This is a genomic window from Nitrosospira multiformis (assembly GCF_003050865.1).
Lineage (GTDB): Bacteria > Pseudomonadota > Gammaproteobacteria > Burkholderiales > Nitrosomonadaceae > Nitrosospira > Nitrosospira multiformis_E.
The window spans coordinates 12,639-29,532 of the sequence record NZ_QAOK01000018.1 but is presented as its reverse complement, the minus strand read 5'-3'; the positions used below and the strand labels follow the sequence as shown (position 1 = coordinate 29,532).

Sequence of the window (16,894 nt, the reverse complement as noted above, 5' to 3'; positions counted from 1 at the left end):
GCCCGGTCGATAGCGGTTTCCGGAGAGTCGGAAGCGACAACTTTTCAGCGCCATGTCCTGGGTCTTGATTCGGTCGTCAGCTTTGACAATTCAACCCGATTACGCCCGGCCTCTTTTGCTTGATAGAGAGCTTGATCGGCGGCTGCGATAAGCTCACCTGTATCATCGACCTGTCCGCAACTCGTCGCGATACCTATGCTCACAGTCATGTCAATTTGTCCTGCACGGCTGTTGACAGGCGCGCTGCTGATGGAGCTACAGATTCTTTCGCCCAGAGCCATGGCCTCGCTCCAGTCACAACCCGATGCTGTTATGAGAAATTCCTCACCTCCATAGCGTCCGATCCGGTCATAACCCCGCAATACACCTGACATGCGCCGTGCTGCCTCCTGCAGTACTTCGTCACCGGTTGGATGCCCATAGGTATCGTTGATTCGCTTGAAGTGATCGAGATCCGCAATCATCACGCTCGTGCAGGTATCCTGACGCGCTCCTCGCTTCAACTCCTTCTGCAGATAATCCATGATAGAGGCTCGGTTCCATACGCCCGTCAGATAATCACGCGTGGCTTGGATATGTAGCTTTTGATGCAGACCAAGGATTCGTTCAGCGACCCGTAGCCGGGTTGCCAGTTGTTCTTCATCGAACGGTTTGGTAATGAAATCATCCGCCCCTGCGTCCATGCCTTCGAGATAGCTGCCCTTGCTGTCCAGCGCCGTAAGAAGGATGATGTAGGTATATTGCAGGCCAGGTTCGCTGCGGATCATTCTGCATAATTGCAGACCATCGATATCAGGCATCATCCAGTCGGAGATGAGCAGCGGATATTCGTCCTTTTGCCAGGCCTCCCAAGCTTTACGCCCGTCCTCTACTGCCATTACGGTATGCCCCAGTTTCCTGAGGGTAGCGGCAAACAACAGGCGCGAGGTAGTGTCGTCTTCGGCAATGAGTATCTTCATGATCAAGTTTCACTCGGCAGCGATACGCAATGGGGATCTGACTGGGTAATTTCACGCTGCACGCGTCCAAATTCCATTTCAATTTGTTCCATCAAAGTGACCGCTCCAGTCATGTCGCCGGCTTTGCCTGCAAGCTCCAGCTTTTGAGCCATATCCGCCATGGAATGCGCACCAACATTGGCGCTGGCGCCTTTGATGGCATGAGCAGTCTTGTACAGAAGTTCCATGTTTCTTCCTGCCAGGGCCTCCTTCAGGGCATCGATGCGTTCTGCCCCATCGCGCAGGAACGATGTGAATATCTGGGTAAGCAAGGATGGATCCGTCGCTTCCGCGAGCGATCGAAGTCTCGCAACGACTTCCGCACTCAATGCAGAGGATGCGGAAGACATCGAAAGGGATGAAGAAACGGGCAGGGAGGAAGAGACTGTCGGTGGAGAATGATCCGGGATGCTGTCTGGCATCGCCTTTTCATGCCTTGCCGTGGGAGGTGTTTCATTTTTCTGCCCCTGTTCCCTGCCCGGCATCCAGCGCTTTAAGGCTGCCGCAAAGTCCTCCAGCTTTACCGGTTTGCTGATGTAATCGTCCATGCCCGCGCGCAGGCAACGTTCTCGATCACCCTGCATGGCCTGTGCCGTTACCGCAATGACGGGAAGCCGTGATTTGCTGTCGAGCCGGCGGCGAAGTGCGGCAGTGGCTTCAAAACCATCCATCTCTGGCATCTCGCAATCCATAAACACCATATCATAGGGAAATGCATCCACCATCTCCATGGCTTCCCGGCCATTAGCGGCAACATCCACCAGACAGCCCAGATTGCGCAATATCATCGCTCCCACGATCTGATTGGTAGCATTGTCCTCAGCAAGCAGTACGCGGGTACCGGCAAACAGACAATTGGCGCCATCGGCGGCCTGCATCTCGGGATTTGCCGGGAAGAAAGGCTGACTGACGAGATTTATAGTTCGTTGATGGCGGTGCGCGTCCCAGATATTTACCAGAGTCGACAGCAGTTCCGATTGCCGCGCCGGCTTGACCAGATAGGCCGCGAAGCCGATCTTCTGAAGCCGCTCTCGGATATCGCCTTCTTGTCCCAGAGAACTCAACATCACCAGACGAATACTGTGGAGCAATGGATCCGCCTTGATGGTCTGGCCCAGCATTTCTCCGTCCATATCCGGCATTTGATGATCGAGGATCGCAATCCTGTAGGGATCGCCGGAGGCGTGAGATGTGTGCAGGGCCCGCAAGGCTTCTGCCCCGGACGCGCAGCTGCCGATACGCATCCTCCAGCTGCGGAGCTGCTCTTGCAGCACCAGGCGATTAGCTGAGTTATCGTCCACGATCAGCACCCGAACATGTGTCAGATCCGCGTGTAGACCCACATCCGTCGGCCAATCTTTCTGCAGGCCCAAAGGTAGCGTAAACCAGAACGTCGAGCCAGCGCCAACCCGGCTCTTCGCAGCGATGGTACCCCCCATCAGCTGGACCAGCTGCTTGCTGATAGCCAATCCTAGGCCTGTCCCCCCATAACGCCGCGTGGTAGAGGCATCTGCCTGCGTGAATTTGTCGAAGATGCTTTGCAGCTTATCCGGCGCGATTCCCGGTCCGCTATCTTCGACGCTGATGCGGAGCGATACTTCATCTTCACTGAAAGCCTCCGCTTCCACATCGATGAGTACCTGACCCTTGTCTGTAAACTTGATTGCATTGTTGGTCAAGTTTATCAGTACCTGGCGAATGCGTCCCAGGTCGCCGAATACATAACGCGGCACATTCGGCAGGTAACGTACTATTACACTCACATTTGCCTTTCTTGCCGGCTGCATGGCACCCATGCTGGCCACCTCTTCCACGGCCTGAAGCAGATCAAAAGGAACCGGTGAAATAACGAGTTTACCGGCCTCGATTTTGGAGAAATCGAGAATGTCATTGATTATGGAAAGCAGTGTCTCCCCACTCGCGCGCGCCAGTCCCGCCAGCTCGCGCTGTGATGCGGTTAGCGCAGTGTTCAAAAGCAGCCCGACTGCGCCAAGCACGCCATTCATCGGTGTGCGGATCTCATGACTCATATTTGCCAGAAACTCGCTTTTGGCCCGGTTGGCAGCCTCCGCTGCCTTTCGGGCATTATGGAGCTCTTTCTCGATATTCTTCCTGGCGGTGATATCCTGGCCCGAAAAGTAGAATTCCCGCACATCCTCTGCGGCGGCTATATTCCATAAGACCCAGCGGAAGGAGCCATCCTTGCAGCGCATCTGGCTTTCAAAGGAAACATTGCTACCCATGACGAGCTTGTCCAGCTCTGCCTTCGTATCTGCGCGTGAACCGGAGAAAACGAGGTCCATAAAAGGCTTGGACAGCAGTTCTTCCTCCGAATAGCCAAAAACTTTGGTCCAGGCTGTATTCACCCGCTTGAAACGATTATCGAACCCGGAAATCGCAAGAAAGTTGAGAGACTGATTGAAGTAGCGATCACGTTCAGCCTGAGATACGATGAAGGCGCGGGAAAGGCTGCCTATCTCGTCGTTCGAGTCGATGTAGAAACCGGGTGAGCTGCTCGCCTCTCCGATATTCCTGGCTTTATCTTCGAGCCATGCAAGATTTTGCACCTTCCGACGCACGACACGATACGAAAAGGCGAACCAGGCCATGAGAAAGGCAAGCATGAGAAACACGCCGGATATGTAGAGATTGGCGCGGTTTTTAGCAAGGGCCATCGTATTGCGGGTACGCTTGTCGAGCAATTCATGAAACTCGTTCAACAAACGTATGATCTCAGCCTTGGCCGTATGGTAGCTCTCATCATGCAGCAGGCTGCTGGCCAATGCGGCGTCGGGGGCGCCCTTCACGTTGAATTCTCCGGCCGAATCCTGAAATAGCCCTTTCATTGCATTGAATGCCTTGTACTCTCGCTCCGTCAGCTGGTTTGAGCGACTCTCGGCTTTCGTAAGTTTTGCAAGCTCAGCCGCCGTAAATCCGAGTTTCTTTATTTGCGATCTCAAGGAAATCCTGCGCCCCGGCGCGGACTCCGGGTTCAAATGACCGAGGATCAGATCCCAGGGGCCGCGCTCGTAATGCAGCGGGCGTTCCTTGTCGCCGTTGCGGATGGCCAATATATCGAAGTAGATTTGCTCAAACTTTGGGTTGCCTGTAGCGACATAGGCACGAGCCGTGCGCGTCAGGTCGTCGGAAGATTGTCGCAACTCATCCACGGCAAGGAAGCCGGCATAGCGCACGTTTTCGGCCTCATTCAGTTTCCGGAGCTCGAAGAAACGAAGTACAACAAACAGGGTAAGCAGGGAAATAAGCACCCCGGTTACGAGGTAAAAAATATAACTCATTTTCCGAATTGTCATCGATCTCCTTTCGCATCATTCGTTCCGGCTGGAATTGCCAATTACAGCCCCCGAATGGGGTGGGCTTGCGCATCAAAGGGGACTGGGCTTTTTAGCCGGGTCTAATTCGAATCCCAAAAAGATTCACAGACCATTGCAGTCAGCATCTGAGGCAAGGATCTTCTTTCCGCACGCTTGGCACCATCCCCTCACCTCGCCGCCTTCTCTTTCCCCATTTCCTTGCCGGAGCGGAAGAGCCAGCCAATAGGAAAAGCGATTTCGACCTTTCCTGAATAGGATGAGTTGCAAAGAAGGCCGGTCGCTGCCAGAATTAAGACCTCACCTCCATATTGTGTCGCTTTACCGCGCCATTGAAGCCCAAACCTGTAGAAATTTCCTTTTCCCCCGCTGACAACCAGCGTCTGGCGAACCTGTGTGGCGTGCTGGACGAAAACCTCAGGCAGATCGAGACGGTGCTTGATGTCGCGATTGCAAGGCGGGGAGAACATTTCAGTATCCGCGGGAAACCCGCCCAGGCTTCACTTGCCGCGGAAGCTCTGCAGAACTTCTACGATCAGGCACACCATCATTTCGGCATCGAACAAATTCAATTAGGCCTGATCGAGGCGATGAATCCCCATCACCTGAAAAAACAGGGGCCAGATGACAAGGAAATAACGGAGCCCGCCCTGTATACGCGGCGCAGTGATTTGCGCGGGCGCACACCTCGTCAAGTGGAGTATCTGCACCAGATCCAGACTCATGACATTACCTTTTCCATCGGCCCCGCAGGCACCGGGAAAACGTACCTTGCGGTTGCAAGCGCAGTGGATGCGCTCGAGCGGGATATCGTGGCGCGTATCATCCTGGTGCGGCCGGCGGTGGAAGCAGGCGAACGCCTGGGTTTTTTACCGGGCGATCTGGTGCAGAAAGTGGACCCTTATTTGCGTCCCCTTTACGATGCGCTCTACGATCTGATGGGGTTCGATAAAACCAGCAAACAGTTTGAACGGAACGCAATCGAGGTGGCGCCGCTTGCGTTCATGCGGGGACGAACGCTGAACCAGTCTTTCATCATTCTGGACGAAGCACAGAATACCACACCCGAACAGATGAAAATGTTCCTGACTCGCATCGGTTTTGGCTCCAAGGCTGTGGTGACAGGGGATGTCACTCAGATCGACCTTGCAAAACATCAGAAAAGCGGTCTGGTGGAAGCCCAGCAGGTCCTTGAAAAAGTACGGGGGATCGCGTTTACACGGTTCGATTCGGAGGATGTGGTGCGGCATCCACTGGTGCAAAGAATTGTCAACGCATATGAGAAATATGAAAGAAAGGAGTAGTTCCCCCGGCACTCCTGGTAGCGGGGAGTACGCCAGCCCGAAACCGGCTAAATTGAAAATGACTGTCCAGTATGCGACTTCCACACGAGCACCGCTGCCTCCCAGAGCCTTGCTTCGTAAATGGGTCAAAGCGGCTCTAGCGCATGATGCGGAAATTGCATTGCGCATCGTGGACGAAGCGGAAGGCCACCGCCTCAACCGGGACTTTCGCAACAAGGATTATGCAACCAATGTCCTGACCTTCGTTTACGATGATGCGCACGCTGATCCGGATGTTTCGTCTGGAGTAAGTCGAGATACTCACCCTCTGGCTGGCGATATCGTACTCTGTGCGCCGGTAGTGGAAAATGAAGCAGGTCAGCAGCAAAAGGATCTGATGGCGCATTACGCGCATCTGACAGTGCATGGAGTCCTGCACTTGCAGGGCTACGATCATCAGGAGGATGCGGAAGCCGAAGAAATGGAGGAAATGGAAACCCGGATTCTTGCACGGCTGGGATATGAAGATCCGTATGCGGGATATTCACGAGCCGGAAGCCGCAGTTCACGAACCGGAAGCCGCAGTGCGAGCACAGCTGATAGCTGTGAGTGAGATTTCAATGAATACAATTTTTATGGCTATGTCAACTTTTACATATGGATGACCCTCCCCAACCTGGCTGGCTGGAGCGTATAAGCGGCATGCTCCTGCGTGAGCCAGGAAATCGGGCCCAATTGATGGCCCTGCTGCATGCCGCGTACGAACGCAATTTATTCGATTCCGATGCGTTGAGCATGATAGAAGGTGTAATACAGGTATCAGAGATCCAGGCACGCGACATCATGGTTCCCCGCTCGCAGATGGATGTCATCGACATCAGCGACCCGCCCGAGAAATTCATCCCCGACGTCATCGAGAAAGCGCATTCGCGTTTTCCGGTTACCGAAAATGACAAGAACAATGTTATTGGTATATTGCTGGCAAAGGACCTGCTGCGGTATTACGCGGCAGAGGAAGAGTTTGACGTGCGCGACATGTTGCGGCCGGTAGTATTCATTCCTGAATCCAAGCGCCTCAATGTCCTGCTTCGCGACTTTCGTACCAATCGCAATCACATCGCAATCGTCGTGGACGAGTATGGAGGCGTTGCAGGATTGCTGACGATCGAAGACGTGCTGGAGCAGATTGTCGGCGATATCGAGGACGAACATGATTTCGATGAGGTGGAAGACAATATTGTGCAGACGCCAAGCGGCCATTACCGGGTCAAGGCGATTACCGAGATCGCGGATTTCAATGAAAGGCTTGGAACGGAATTAAACGAATCCGACTATGATACGATCGGAGGTCTGGTACTGCACGAATTTGGACGTCTGCCGAAACGGGGCGAATCAGTGATTGTCGGAGATTTCAAGTTCACCGTGCTTCGCGCGGACAGCCGCAGATTGCATACGCTGCTGGTGGAAAGAAGCAACGGCCAGGTCGAGCAATAGGATGCGCCAGGGTTTAAAAAAAATGGTTGAGATCAGACCGGGCAGGAATAAGCCAGGAATGCAGGACAACCTTGAAGCAAGCAGTACCAACCCGGAGCGACACCCGGCCACCGAGATGCAGCGCGAGCCGCCGCTGGTGGAAGTCGTCATCGAAGTTCCTCGCGGCAGCTTTATCAAACGCGGCTCCACCGGAAAAGTGGATTTTATCTCACCCCTCCCGTGCCCGTTCAACTATGGTTCACTCCCGGACTACCTCGGTCTCGATGGCGATCTCCTGGATGCACTGGTGCTCGGTCCCCGTTTGCCCGCTGGCACCCGCGTACAGGCAAAGGCCTGGGGCGCCATTCGCATGGTGGATCACGGCATGCTGGACGACAAGCTTATCTGTAGCGACTTGCCGCCGGACCTGTTGCAGCGTCAGAAAGTACTGAGATTTTTTCGGTTTTATGCAAAATGCAAAGGATTGCTCAATGTGGTGCGAGGCCGCTTAGGACGAAACGCGTGCGAAGGGTGGCGTGATGCGGCTCAGACGATAGCACGGGCACGGCCGCTTGGAAGCTCCTCGCGAACACCCTCACCCAGCTGATCGCAGCTCTCTTGCTGATTTTGCCAAGCTGGTATGAACGTGGCAGAATTGCGCCCCTTATAAATTACCCTGTTTGCCATTTTTCCCCTTATTTCCCCTTATGCCCCTGCTCACGCTTGAAAAAACGAGTCTGGCCTTCGGCCATCATGCCTTGCTCGATCAGGTGGATCTACAGCTTGATTCCGGTGAGCGCATCGGGCTTATCGGTCGGAACGGCGGGGGCAAGTCGAGCCTGCTGCGCGTGCTGGCAGGTGAAGCCCAGCCTGACGATGGCAGAGTGTGGTATGCGCCGGGACTGAAACTGGCTTATGTCGCGCAAGAACCGGAACTGGACGCCAATCTCACCGTGTTTCAGGAAGTATCCAAGGGGCTGGGTTCGGTCAGCCAGGTGCTGATCCAGTACCATGAAGCATCTCACCTCCTGGGCGATAGTGCAGATGACACAGATGCTCTTCTGTTGCGCCTGGAGAAACTGCAGGCTGAGCTGGAAGCCCAGGATGGCTGGCGTATCCAGGCAAGAGTGGAAACGGCTATTGATAAACTTGACCTTCCTGCCGATGCGCCAGTCGGACAGCTTTCTGGTGGACAGAAAAAAAGGGTAGCGCTGGCGCGTGCGCTGGTGATATCGCCTGAGGTGCTGTTGCTGGATGAACCCACCAATCATCTGGATTTTCTTGCAATCGAATGGCTGGAAGGATTACTCAAGGATTTTGGGGGAAGCGTCGTATTCGTCACCCACGACCGTCGCTTCCTCAGTAATGTGACGACGCGCATCATTGAACTCGACCGAGGCAAGCTGACGAGCTTTCCGGGAGATTTCTCCGAATACCAGCAGAAGAAGATGGAAATGCTCGAAATCGAGGCAACCCATAACCAGAAGTTCGATAAGGTGCTGGCGCAGGAAGAAGTATGGATACGCAAGGGGGTGCAGGCACGCTGCACGCGCAACGAAGGCCGGGTACGACGGCTCGAAGCACTGCGACAGCAGCGAGCTGTCCGGCGCGAGCAGGCGGGAAAGGTTAGCTTAAGCCTGGAAGAAGGCATTAAATCCGGGCGGATGGTGGCTGAACTGGAGCATGTCAGCAAAAGCTATGGGAGCAAAGCGATAATCAAGGATTTTTCATGCCGGGTCATGCGTGGAGACCGCGTGGGACTGCTCGGGCCTAACGGCGCAGGAAAATCCACGCTGCTCAAGCTGATACTGGGCGAATTGCAGCCCGACAGTGGTAGTATCCGGCTGGGCACGAAAGTAGCCGTTGCCTATTTCGATCAGATGCGCGAGCAACTCGATGAAGAAGAAACGCTGATCGATACGATCAGTCAGGGTTCGGACTTTATCGATATTGGGGGTGCCAGAAAGCATGTCATCAGCTACCTGGAAGATTTCCTGTTCGCTCCACAGCGGGCGCGCTCGCCAGTGAGATCGCTCTCCGGCGGCGAACGCAACCGATTGTTGCTGGCGAGATTGTTCACCCGCCCCGCGAACGTACTGGTTCTGGACGAGCCAACCAACGATCTTGATATCGAAACACTGGAACTACTCGAAGCGCTGCTGCAAAGCTACTCGGGAACTCTGTTCCTGGTAAGCCACGATCGCGAATTTCTCGACAACGTGGTAACCCAGGTAATAGCCTTCGAAGGGGACGGCATATTGCGGGAATATGTTGGCGGTTATGAAGATTGGGTGCGCGCCAGAAATTTCCAGAAGGTGGCGGTCAAACAATCGGCTCCCAAACCATCTCAACCGGTGTCCCTTAAAGCACAAGGATCCACACCTTCCGTCAAACTGGGTTATAAGGAAGCCCGCGAACTTGAGGAATTGCCGGGAAAAATCGAACTCCTGGAGAAGGAGCAGGCACAAGTTACCCATCAGCTATGTTTGCCGGATATCTACCGCGATTCCCCGGAAAAAGCTGCCGCGTTACAGCGGCGCTTTACCGCGATTGAAGAGGAGTTGACGGACTGTCTTAACCGATGGGAGGAACTCGAAGCAAAAAGCTCTGCCGCAGGACAGAAAAAATAACGGTAAGTTCCCGTTATACTGGCGTTTTATTCATTGACCAGAAATGGCACATCGTTTAGAGTCGCTCTTTTTGTAAAGAGGGACTGATAATGAAAAGACCTGCAATAGTCAGTTTACTTGCATGCGGATTGCTTCTCGCGCTGGCGGGCACGGCCCAGGCGGCGGGCAATCCCGAGGCAGGGAAGCAGAAAAACACCATGTGCATCGGCTGTCATGGAATAGAAGGGTACCGGACATCCTATCCCACCGTATATCACGTGCCGAGACTCGGCGGTCAGCATGCCGAATACCTCGTAAAAGCCCTGCAAGCATACAAGACGGGCGCACGTAACCACCCCAGCATGAAGGGGATAGCAGCCACGCTGTCTCAACAGGATATGGAAGATCTGGCCGCGTACTATGCCGGCGCTGGCAAATAATAACCACTGACCAAGCAAGGAAAGCCTCATGAAACATCTTATTATTGGCGCTGCAAGCGCAGCCTTAATGCTGATTTCCAACCAGGGAATGGCAACGGATATAGAAGCGGGAAAGAAAAAAGCGGCCGAGGTGTGCGCCGCCTGTCACGGTCCGGATGGTAATAGTCCTGCCCCGGCGTTTCCGATACTGGCCGGACAACATGCGAGTTACCTCGCAAAAACCCTGAATGAATATAAATCGGGCGTTCGGCAAGACCCGGTGATGGCGGGCATGGCAGCAGCCCTGAGCAAGGAAGACATCGAAAACGTGGCTGCTTACTTTGCTACCCAGAAAGGCCTCCAGACGAAATACTGATTGGAACCTCTGATAAAGTCCCGCGCGAGTGCTTCGATGCGCTCCGCGGAGAACTGTTCAGGGGGCTTCGTTCAGAACCTTCGGGTGAAGAAGGATACAGACAGGAAAATCTCGGGAAAGAGGCTTTCTTCCCACCTGCCTGCCTGACACTCGAATAACCCGCCGAAGCATCCGGCAACATCGCTTCGAATATCAAATTCCCTGTCTATCCAGGCATTCGAAATAAACCATGACGTCATACGGGGTCTGGTTTCGTTGTGCCTGCCAGATCATTTCCCCCAGGCATTCCATGGCTTGGTGCATGGCTGTATGCTCGTTGCCGGTTTTCTTCAGCAGACGCTCGAATCGCACACGGATTCCTGCCGGTTGATCTATTGAAAGCTGCTCCTTGATCGCAATATGCATTCCCATGTGCAGAAATGGGTTGGTTTCGCCCATTTCAGGCAGATAATCCTTATCCTGATAATGTTCCACATCATCAAGCAGTGCATGGTATTCCGGGTGCTGCAAAATCACCTCAAGCGCCATATCCTCCATCGCGCTGAGCATTTCCCGTTGCTTGTATTTTCGCCAGGTCTCGAAAAAAAATTGACGCGCCTGGTCTCTGGAAGGATTGAATATCAAATTTTTTAACGAGGAGTATCCTCAAAGTTTTTTGACTCGTATTCACACAGGTCGTTTATCAGGCAGGTCGCGCATTTTGGTTTTCTTGCCACGCAGATGTAGCGCCCATGCAAAATCAACCAATGGTGGGCATCCTGGCGGAATTCTTTGGGGACGCACTTGAGGAGCTTTGACTCCACCTCCAGCACGTTCTTTCCCCTTGCAATTCCAGTACGATTGGCCACGCGGAAAATATGTGTATCCACCGCAATAGTGGGCTGACCAAAGGCAGTATTCAATAACACATTTGCGGTCTTGCGGCCCACGCCGGGCAGTTTTTCCAGCTGCTCCCGCGTTTCGGGCACTTTTCCGCCATACTGATCAATGAGTATGCGGCATGTTGCAAGGATGTTCCTTGCCTTTGTTTTGTACAAACCGATGCTTTTGATGTATTCCCTCAACGCTTCTTCCCCCATTGCAAGTATTGCCTCGGGTGTATTGGCCTTGGGAAAGAGCTTCCGGGTGGCAAGGTTCACGCTTTTGTCGGTCGCCTGGGCGGAGAGCGCCACTGCTATCAGCAGTTCAAATGGGGAGTTGTACTCCAGCTCAGTGGTAGGATGAGGATTAGCGGCCCTGAAGCGGGTAAAAATCTCACGACGTATGCTTGAATTCATGAATCAGCGGGAAGAAATGTCTGACGTTCTGTCACTCCAGCCCTCCTTTTCCGATATTCCGGGCGATGCCTGTGCCCTGGCAGCCCTTGCGCGCTCCAGCGCCGCCTGAACGGTGACTTTTTTCAGACTGGGCGCCGATGATAAACGCACCACGGTGGCTGTTGCTTCGGTTCTTTTTGCCAGCCTTTCCTCCCTTCCCTGTTTATCGCGTTCCAGCCGCTGCAACCGCAACTGGTAGCGCGCGCGTGCGCGATCAGCTGCTTTCTTTTTTTCCACCCTTTCCACCTTCTCCACTTCGTAGTCTTGATGTTCTGGTTCAATCCACGAAACGTGGACGCCGATCTCGGTGCTCGCAGAACGCTCCTTTGGAAGAACCATCTGGATACAGTCTACCGGACAGGGTTCGAGGCATAACGAGCAGCCGGTGCACTCCCCGGAAACAACCGTATGCATCTGTCTTGCCGCCCCTACAATCGCATCCACCGGGCAAGCTTGTATGCATAAGGTACAGCCTATGCACGCTTGCTCATCAATCAATGCCACTTCTTTCGGTTTGAATACGCCATGAGCTGCATTCAAAGGTAGGGACTCTATCCTCAGCAGCCGAGCCAGTTGATGGATGCCGTCTTCTCCACCTGGGGGGCACTGGTTGATCTGTGCCCACCCCTCTGCAATTGCTTCGGCGTAAGGTCGGCAACCCGAAAATCCGCACTGGCGACACTGGGTTTGCGGAAGAATGGCATCAATTTCCTCTGCCAGAGAAACTTCTTTCATGCGGCACCCGCAACATCCGCGCGCCTCCCATCTGCCTTGCACAACACTTGTGCAATCTCACGTACCAGATGGGGGCCGCGATAAACGAGACCGCTATATATCTGTATCAGGCTGGCGCCAGCCTCGATTTTTTCGGTAGCACCTGCCGTATCCATGATGCCCCCCACTCCGATAATGGGCAGAGTCCCTTGCAGGGCATGGTGAAGGCGCGCAATGACTGAGGTCGCGCGTTTTGCAAGCGGCGCCCCGCTCAATCCGCCAGCTTCCCGTGCATGGGGAAGTGTTTCCACACCTGCCCGGGAGAGGGTGGTATTGGTGGCAATAACGCCGTCAATCCGATGCTTCATCAACAGTGCGGCGATGGAATCGATTTCCGGCAACTCCAGGTCAGGAGCGATTTTCACCAAAAGTGGCGTGTATTTCCCATGTTCGTCAGCCAGACGCTGCTGATTCAGTTTCAGCGTGGCGAGCAGGGAATCCAGTTCGGTGGCCTGTTGCAGTTGCCGAAGATTAGGGGTATTTGGAGAAGAAATGTTGACGGTGATATAACTGGCGTAGCGATAGGCCTTACGCAGGCATATCAGATAGTCATCCACTGCCTTTTCTACCGGTGTGTCGAAGTTTTTCCCGATGTTGATCCCCAGAATGCCTTTGTAGCTCATCGTCTTCACGTTTGCGACAAGACGCTCGATACCGTTATTATTGAAGCCCATACGGTTGATAATGGCATTGGCCTGGGGAATGCGAAACAATCGCGGCCTTGGATTTCCTGGCTGTGGCCGGGGCGTAACCGTGCCAATTTCGATAAATCCGAATCCAAGAGCTGCCAGCGCGTCTATATGTTCGCCGTTCTTGTCCAGTCCCGCTGCCAGTCCGACAGGATTGGGAAAAGCCAGCCCCATTATGCTGCGGGACTGGCAGGGCACGGAATGCGCATGGTAGAACCCCAGCCGATGTGCCGTCTCCATCGCATTGAAGGCAATACGATGCGCTGTTTCGGGTTCGAGGGCAAATACCAGCGGGCGGAGCAATGAGTAGAGCATCATTCATTTTACCATTGCCGCCAGGGTGAACGCTTGTTACCTGATCCGGTCTATACCGGGTCTGTGATCTGTGATAGCAGCCGGCAGGCGGGGTTCAGACGCCATGCCCTCATATTGAAGACCCAGCCCGGTGATACCGGTTGCATCAGTCTTGAACAGGAGCATTCATGAAGTTGCAGCACCTTTCTTTGATTCTGGTTCTCATTTTATTTTCGGGAACTGCTCGCGCCGCCACATTATGGGACAAGCTCAACGATGAGGTGGAAACATTTTATCAGCAGGGAGACTATAAAGGAGCGGCGGTAGCGGCGAAGAAAGCGCTGCAGGCAGCAGAACAGGGATTGGAGCCGGATCATCCGGATATTGCTACCAGCCTCAACAGCCTTGCCATGATCTATAGTGCCCAGGGACACTACAAGGAGGCGGAACCGCTTCTCAAGCGTGCGCAGGCAATTTTTGAAAAATCATTGGGCGCAGAAAGTCCGGAAGTGGCCGCAACGCTGAATAACCTGGCCATGCTGTACCGGAACAAAGGGGATGATGCGGAGGCCGAGGCGCTTTACAAGCGTGCGCTGGCGATCGATGAGAAAGCATTCGGGGGGGAGCATCCCAACGTCGCTGCAAGCCTGAACAATCTGGCACAGTTATATCAGGCGCAAGGACAATATCCTCAGGCCGAACCCCTCCTCAAACGGGCAGTGGCAATATTGGAAAAAATGGGAGGGCCGCACCATCCCAACCTCGCCATGAGTCTCAACAATCTCGCCTTGCTTTACAATGCTCAGAAGCAGTATGCGAAAGCTGAACCTTTATACAAGCGTGTATTTGCAATCACGAAAAGAGCTTTCGGACCGAATCATCCCAACGTCGCCTTGAGTTTGAATAATCTCGGCGGACTGTATAAAGACCAGGGTAAATACCCTCACGCTGAACCGCTGTTTCGCCGTGCGCTGCTCATCTCTGAAGAAACGCTCGGCCCGGATCACCCGAATGTGGCAACGAGCCTGGAAAACCTGGCGCAACTGTATCGGGAGATTGGTTATACCCACAAGGCTGAGCCGCTGGCTAAACGGGCAGCGGCTATCCGGGCGGCGAAGCGGTGAATTTCAAGGGAAGCTGCAGGAAGGGTAATCAGATATTTTCCAGTGGCTCCCATTGGCCGTTGATCAAGGCTTGCAATGGCCTGAATGCCGCTTTGTATGCCATTTTTCGGCTATCCTTGATCCAGTAGCCGAGGTAAAGATAAGGGAGCTTCAATTCGCGGCACTGGTGCACTTGCCACAGGATATTATAGGTACCAAAACTCGCGCCCGGCACATCCGGGTCGAAAAAGGTGTAGACCGACGATATTCCATCAGGCAGCTCATCAATGATGCTGACCATCCGTAAAATACCGTTTTCCCGGAATTCCACCAGTTTCGAATCGACGTTGCTGGGCAGCAGAAAATGCCGGTACTGCTCGCGGCTGTCCCGATCCATGCCGCCACCCGAGTGGCGTTGCGCCTGATAACGAAGATACAATGCGTAGTGATCGGGGTGATAATATAAATCGTGCTGAGTCGCAACCAGGTGCCGATGTCGCTCCCAGGAACGGCGCTGGCTTCGGCGGAGGGTCAGACTGTCAACTACCACACGCACCGGAAGGCAGGCGCGGCAATTGTCGCAGAAAGGACGATAAGTAAAAGCCCCGCTGCGACGAAAACCAGCCTGTACGAGGCCGCCATAAACAATGGTGTCGATCAGGTGACTGGGAGTCGCTACCTGCGAGCGGGCCAGCTGCTCAGGGAGATAGCTGCATGGATAAGACGCGGTAGTGTAGAACTGTAGCGTGGATGCGGGAAGATCATTCAACTTGCTCATGATCGAAACACCATTTTTCGCCTCGTTCCGCATAGTTTACCAATTCTTTCAATCTTTGACTAAATTCCTTGCGAGGGATTTCACGCGCACCAAGGGACGCAAGATGAGCAGTTTTCATCTGGCAATCAATCATTTCAAATCCCCATCGCTCCAGTTGCCGCACCAGATGCACAAATGCGATTTTGGAAGCATCGGAAACGCGTGAGAACATGGATTCACCGAAGAATACGCGTCCCAGCGCAACGCCATATAGTCCTCCCACCAATTTGCCGTCCATCCAGGTTTCCACGGAATGGGCGAAGCCCATTTCATGCAACGCGGTATAGGCGAAAATCATTTCATCCTGTATCCAGGTTCTGCACCCGTCTCGCCGCGGTGCAGCGCAAGCCTGCATGACCTGGATGAAATCCCTGTCGATGCGGATTTCATAATTGTCCTTTCGCAGCGATTTTTGCAACGAACGGGATACTTTAAGCTCGCCCGGAAACAGCACCATGCGCGGATCGGGGCTCCACCAGAGAATGGGGTCCCCATCGTTGAACCATGGAAAAATTCCCTGGCTGTATGCCTCGATAAGCCGATGCGGCGAAAGATCACCTCCTACTGCCAGCAGGCCATTGGGCTGAATGAGCGCGGTGTGCAGCGGAGGGAAAGGTGAATCAGACGAGAGCCACGGAATCATGAAACAAGCAAGGCGTTGAATACCTTCCGTTTGAGTATCAGAGAGCAGTTGCCTGCCGGAAGCCTGCGTGATAGCGCGTTACGTCAGGGACATTCGCCGATTCGAAGCCTGCCCGTCGCAACCGGCAGGAATCGCATACCCCGCAGGCCAGCCCGGCATCGTCCGCCTGATAGCAGGAAACGGTCATGCTGTAGTCAACACCCAGCAAGCATCCCCTCTTTATGATCTCCGCCTTCGACAAGTTCATGAGAGGCGCGTGGATAGTCATGCGCGCTCCTTCAGTCCCTGTTTTTGTCGCGAGATTCGCCATCGTCTCGAAGGCTTCGATGTACTCAGGACGGCAATCTGGGTAGCCAGAATAGTCAACGGCGTTAACCCCGATGAAAATATCCCCGCTCCCAAGCACTTCGGCCCAGGCCAGCGCAAGGGAAAGCATGATGGTATTGCGTGCGGGTACGTAAGTGCTGGGGATGCCTGGCGTAACCCCGCCAGTCGGAATTTCACGCTCTTTATCGATAAGCGCGGAGCCGCCAAATGTGGAAAGATCCACTTCAATGACTTTATAGGCGGCGGCACCCAGGGAGTGGGCAAGATTTTTTGCCGCCGCGAGTTCCGAGCCATGGCGTTGGCCGTAGCTCACACTCAAGGCATAACACTCATATCCTTGCTGGCGAGCGATAGCAAGGGCGGTGGCCGAATCCAGACCACCTGACAGCAGCACGACTGCCTTAACCATAAAGTTGTAAAAAACGAGTCACGACACAGCCT

At 54.0% G+C, this 16,894-nt stretch carries 17 protein-coding genes; 8 read left to right on the top strand and 9 right to left on the bottom strand.

The features are described from left to right. Window positions 1–44 precede the first annotated feature (44 nt). The gene (locus tag C8R21_RS10290) at window positions 45–959 is read right to left on the bottom strand and encodes a GGDEF domain-containing response regulator (protein WP_107762610.1); all 915 of its coding nucleotides are present in this window, start codon (window positions 957–959) and stop codon (window positions 45–47) included. A gap of 2 nt (window positions 960–961) precedes the next feature. Beyond that, on the bottom strand, window positions 962–4,312 hold the full coding sequence (locus C8R21_RS10285) for a response regulator (protein WP_107762609.1): 3,351 nt from the start codon (window positions 4,310–4,312) through the stop codon (window positions 962–964). A 350-nt stretch (window positions 4,313–4,662) separates the two neighbouring features. Between C8R21_RS10285 and C8R21_RS10280 the strand changes: the two genes are divergently transcribed. The 7 genes from C8R21_RS10280 (at window position 4,663) to C8R21_RS10250 (ending at window position 10,490) form a co-directional block, all read left to right on the top strand. After that, window positions 4,663–5,634 (top strand): PhoH family protein, encoded by a 972-nt coding sequence (locus tag C8R21_RS10280; RefSeq protein WP_107762608.1) that lies wholly within the window; start codon window positions 4,663–4,665, stop codon window positions 5,632–5,634. Continuing rightward, on the top strand, window positions 5,618–6,226 hold the full coding sequence (gene ybeY / locus C8R21_RS10275) for an rRNA maturation RNase YbeY (protein WP_107762607.1): 609 nt from the start codon (window positions 5,618–5,620) through the stop codon (window positions 6,224–6,226). Before C8R21_RS10280 ends, ybeY begins: the two co-directional genes overlap by 17 nt. A 44-nt stretch (window positions 6,227–6,270) precedes the next feature. Continuing rightward, window positions 6,271–7,107, top strand: a complete 837-nt coding sequence (locus tag C8R21_RS10270) for an HlyC/CorC family transporter (protein ID WP_107762606.1) — start codon at window positions 6,271–6,273, stop codon at window positions 7,105–7,107. 22 nt (window positions 7,108–7,129) lie between these two features. After that, window positions 7,130–7,693 carry an inorganic diphosphatase gene (locus C8R21_RS10265; RefSeq protein ID WP_107762642.1) on the top strand — a complete coding sequence of 188 codons (564 nt, stop codon included), beginning with the start codon at window positions 7,130–7,132 and terminating at the stop codon, window positions 7,691–7,693. Between the two features lie 100 nt (window positions 7,694–7,793). Continuing rightward, complete coding sequence (locus tag C8R21_RS10260) at window positions 7,794–9,716, top strand: ATP-binding cassette domain-containing protein (protein WP_107762641.1); 1,923 nt, start codon at window positions 7,794–7,796, stop codon at window positions 9,714–9,716. 89 nt (window positions 9,717–9,805) lie between these two features. Then, window positions 9,806–10,135, top strand: coding sequence for a c-type cytochrome (locus tag C8R21_RS10255; RefSeq protein ID WP_107762605.1), 330 nt, complete (start codon window positions 9,806–9,808; stop codon window positions 10,133–10,135). 28 nt (window positions 10,136–10,163) lie between these two features. Further along, window positions 10,164–10,490 carry a c-type cytochrome gene (locus C8R21_RS10250; protein ID WP_107762604.1) on the top strand — a complete coding sequence of 109 codons (327 nt, stop codon included), beginning with the start codon at window positions 10,164–10,166 and terminating at the stop codon, window positions 10,488–10,490. 192 nt (window positions 10,491–10,682) lie between these two features. On the opposite strand, the gene C8R21_RS10245 is transcribed toward C8R21_RS10250, so the two are convergent. Genes C8R21_RS10245 through C8R21_RS10230 form a run of 4 tightly spaced genes read right to left on the bottom strand, consistent with a single transcriptional unit; the run spans window position 10,683 to window position 13,584 of the window. After that, window positions 10,683–11,111 (bottom strand): DUF1841 family protein, encoded by a 429-nt coding sequence (locus C8R21_RS10245; RefSeq protein ID WP_107762640.1) that lies wholly within the window; start codon window positions 11,109–11,111, stop codon window positions 10,683–10,685. Between the two features lie 8 nt (window positions 11,112–11,119). Further along, the gene (gene nth, locus C8R21_RS10240; RefSeq protein WP_107762603.1) at window positions 11,120–11,767 is read right to left on the bottom strand and encodes an endonuclease III; all 648 of its coding nucleotides are present in this window, start codon (window positions 11,765–11,767) and stop codon (window positions 11,120–11,122) included. 3 nt (window positions 11,768–11,770) lie between these two features. Continuing rightward, window positions 11,771–12,541 carry an electron transport complex subunit RsxB gene (gene rsxB, locus C8R21_RS10235; protein ID WP_107762602.1) on the bottom strand — a complete coding sequence of 257 codons (771 nt, stop codon included), beginning with the start codon at window positions 12,539–12,541 and terminating at the stop codon, window positions 11,771–11,773. Next, window positions 12,538–13,584: a quinone-dependent dihydroorotate dehydrogenase gene (locus C8R21_RS10230; RefSeq protein ID WP_107762639.1), complete on the bottom strand. Its 1,047-nt coding sequence runs from the start codon at window positions 13,582–13,584 to the stop codon at window positions 12,538–12,540. Before C8R21_RS10230 ends, rsxB begins: the two co-directional genes overlap by 4 nt. Window positions 13,585–13,751: 167 nt before the next feature. Between C8R21_RS10230 and C8R21_RS10225 the strand changes: the two genes are divergently transcribed. Then, window positions 13,752–14,687 (top strand): tetratricopeptide repeat protein, encoded by a 936-nt coding sequence (locus C8R21_RS10225; RefSeq protein WP_107762601.1) that lies wholly within the window; start codon window positions 13,752–13,754, stop codon window positions 14,685–14,687. A 28-nt stretch (window positions 14,688–14,715) separates the two neighbouring features. Here the strand turns inward: C8R21_RS10225 and C8R21_RS10220 are convergent, their stop codons facing one another. Genes C8R21_RS10220 through queC form a run of 3 tightly spaced genes read right to left on the bottom strand, consistent with a single transcriptional unit; the run spans window position 14,716 to window position 16,862 of the window. Then, window positions 14,716–15,444 carry an arginyltransferase gene (locus C8R21_RS10220; RefSeq protein ID WP_107762600.1) on the bottom strand — a complete coding sequence of 243 codons (729 nt, stop codon included), beginning with the start codon at window positions 15,442–15,444 and terminating at the stop codon, window positions 14,716–14,718. Further along, window positions 15,428–16,126 (bottom strand): leucyl/phenylalanyl-tRNA--protein transferase, encoded by a 699-nt coding sequence (gene aat, locus C8R21_RS10215; RefSeq protein ID WP_107762599.1) that lies wholly within the window; start codon window positions 16,124–16,126, stop codon window positions 15,428–15,430. The genes C8R21_RS10220 and aat overlap by 17 nt, the downstream gene beginning before the upstream one ends. A gap of 37 nt (window positions 16,127–16,163) precedes the next feature. After that, entirely contained in the window at window positions 16,164–16,862 is a 699-nt protein-coding gene (gene queC / locus C8R21_RS10210) for a 7-cyano-7-deazaguanine synthase QueC (protein WP_107762598.1), read from the bottom strand. Window positions 16,863–16,894: the final 32 nt, after the last annotated feature.

Bases quoted from the DNA above. Each gene is read 5' to 3' on its own strand.
- C8R21_RS10290 (WP_107762610.1), bottom strand. From the start codon at position 959: ATGAAGATACTCATTGCCGAAGACGACACTACCTCGCGCCTGTTGTTT.
- C8R21_RS10285 (WP_107762609.1), bottom strand. From the start codon at position 4,312: ATGACAATTCGGAAAATGAGTTATATTTTTTACCTCGTAACCGGGGTG.
- ybeY (WP_107762607.1), top strand. From the start codon at position 5,618: ATGAAAGAAAGGAGTAGTTCCCCCGGCACTCCTGGTAGCGGGGAGTAC.
- C8R21_RS10270 (WP_107762606.1), top strand. From the start codon at position 6,271: ATGGATGACCCTCCCCAACCTGGCTGGCTGGAGCGTATAAGCGGCATG.
- C8R21_RS10265 (WP_107762642.1), top strand. From the start codon at position 7,130: ATGGTTGAGATCAGACCGGGCAGGAATAAGCCAGGAATGCAGGACAAC.
- C8R21_RS10260 (WP_107762641.1), top strand. From the start codon at position 7,794: ATGCCCCTGCTCACGCTTGAAAAAACGAGTCTGGCCTTCGGCCATCAT.
- C8R21_RS10255 (WP_107762605.1), top strand. From the start codon at position 9,806: ATGAAAAGACCTGCAATAGTCAGTTTACTTGCATGCGGATTGCTTCTC.
- C8R21_RS10250 (WP_107762604.1), top strand. From the start codon at position 10,164: ATGAAACATCTTATTATTGGCGCTGCAAGCGCAGCCTTAATGCTGATT.
- nth (WP_107762603.1), bottom strand. From the start codon at position 11,767: ATGAATTCAAGCATACGTCGTGAGATTTTTACCCGCTTCAGGGCCGCT.
- rsxB (WP_107762602.1), bottom strand. From the start codon at position 12,541: ATGAAAGAAGTTTCTCTGGCAGAGGAAATTGATGCCATTCTTCCGCAA.
- C8R21_RS10230 (WP_107762639.1), bottom strand. From the start codon at position 13,584: ATGCTCTACTCATTGCTCCGCCCGCTGGTATTTGCCCTCGAACCCGAA.
- C8R21_RS10225 (WP_107762601.1), top strand. From the start codon at position 13,752: ATGAAGTTGCAGCACCTTTCTTTGATTCTGGTTCTCATTTTATTTTCG.
- C8R21_RS10220 (WP_107762600.1), bottom strand. From the start codon at position 15,444: ATGAGCAAGTTGAATGATCTTCCCGCATCCACGCTACAGTTCTACACT.
- aat (WP_107762599.1), bottom strand. From the start codon at position 16,126: ATGATTCCGTGGCTCTCGTCTGATTCACCTTTCCCTCCGCTGCACACC.
- queC (WP_107762598.1), bottom strand. From the start codon at position 16,862: ATGGTTAAGGCAGTCGTGCTGCTGTCAGGTGGTCTGGATTCGGCCACC.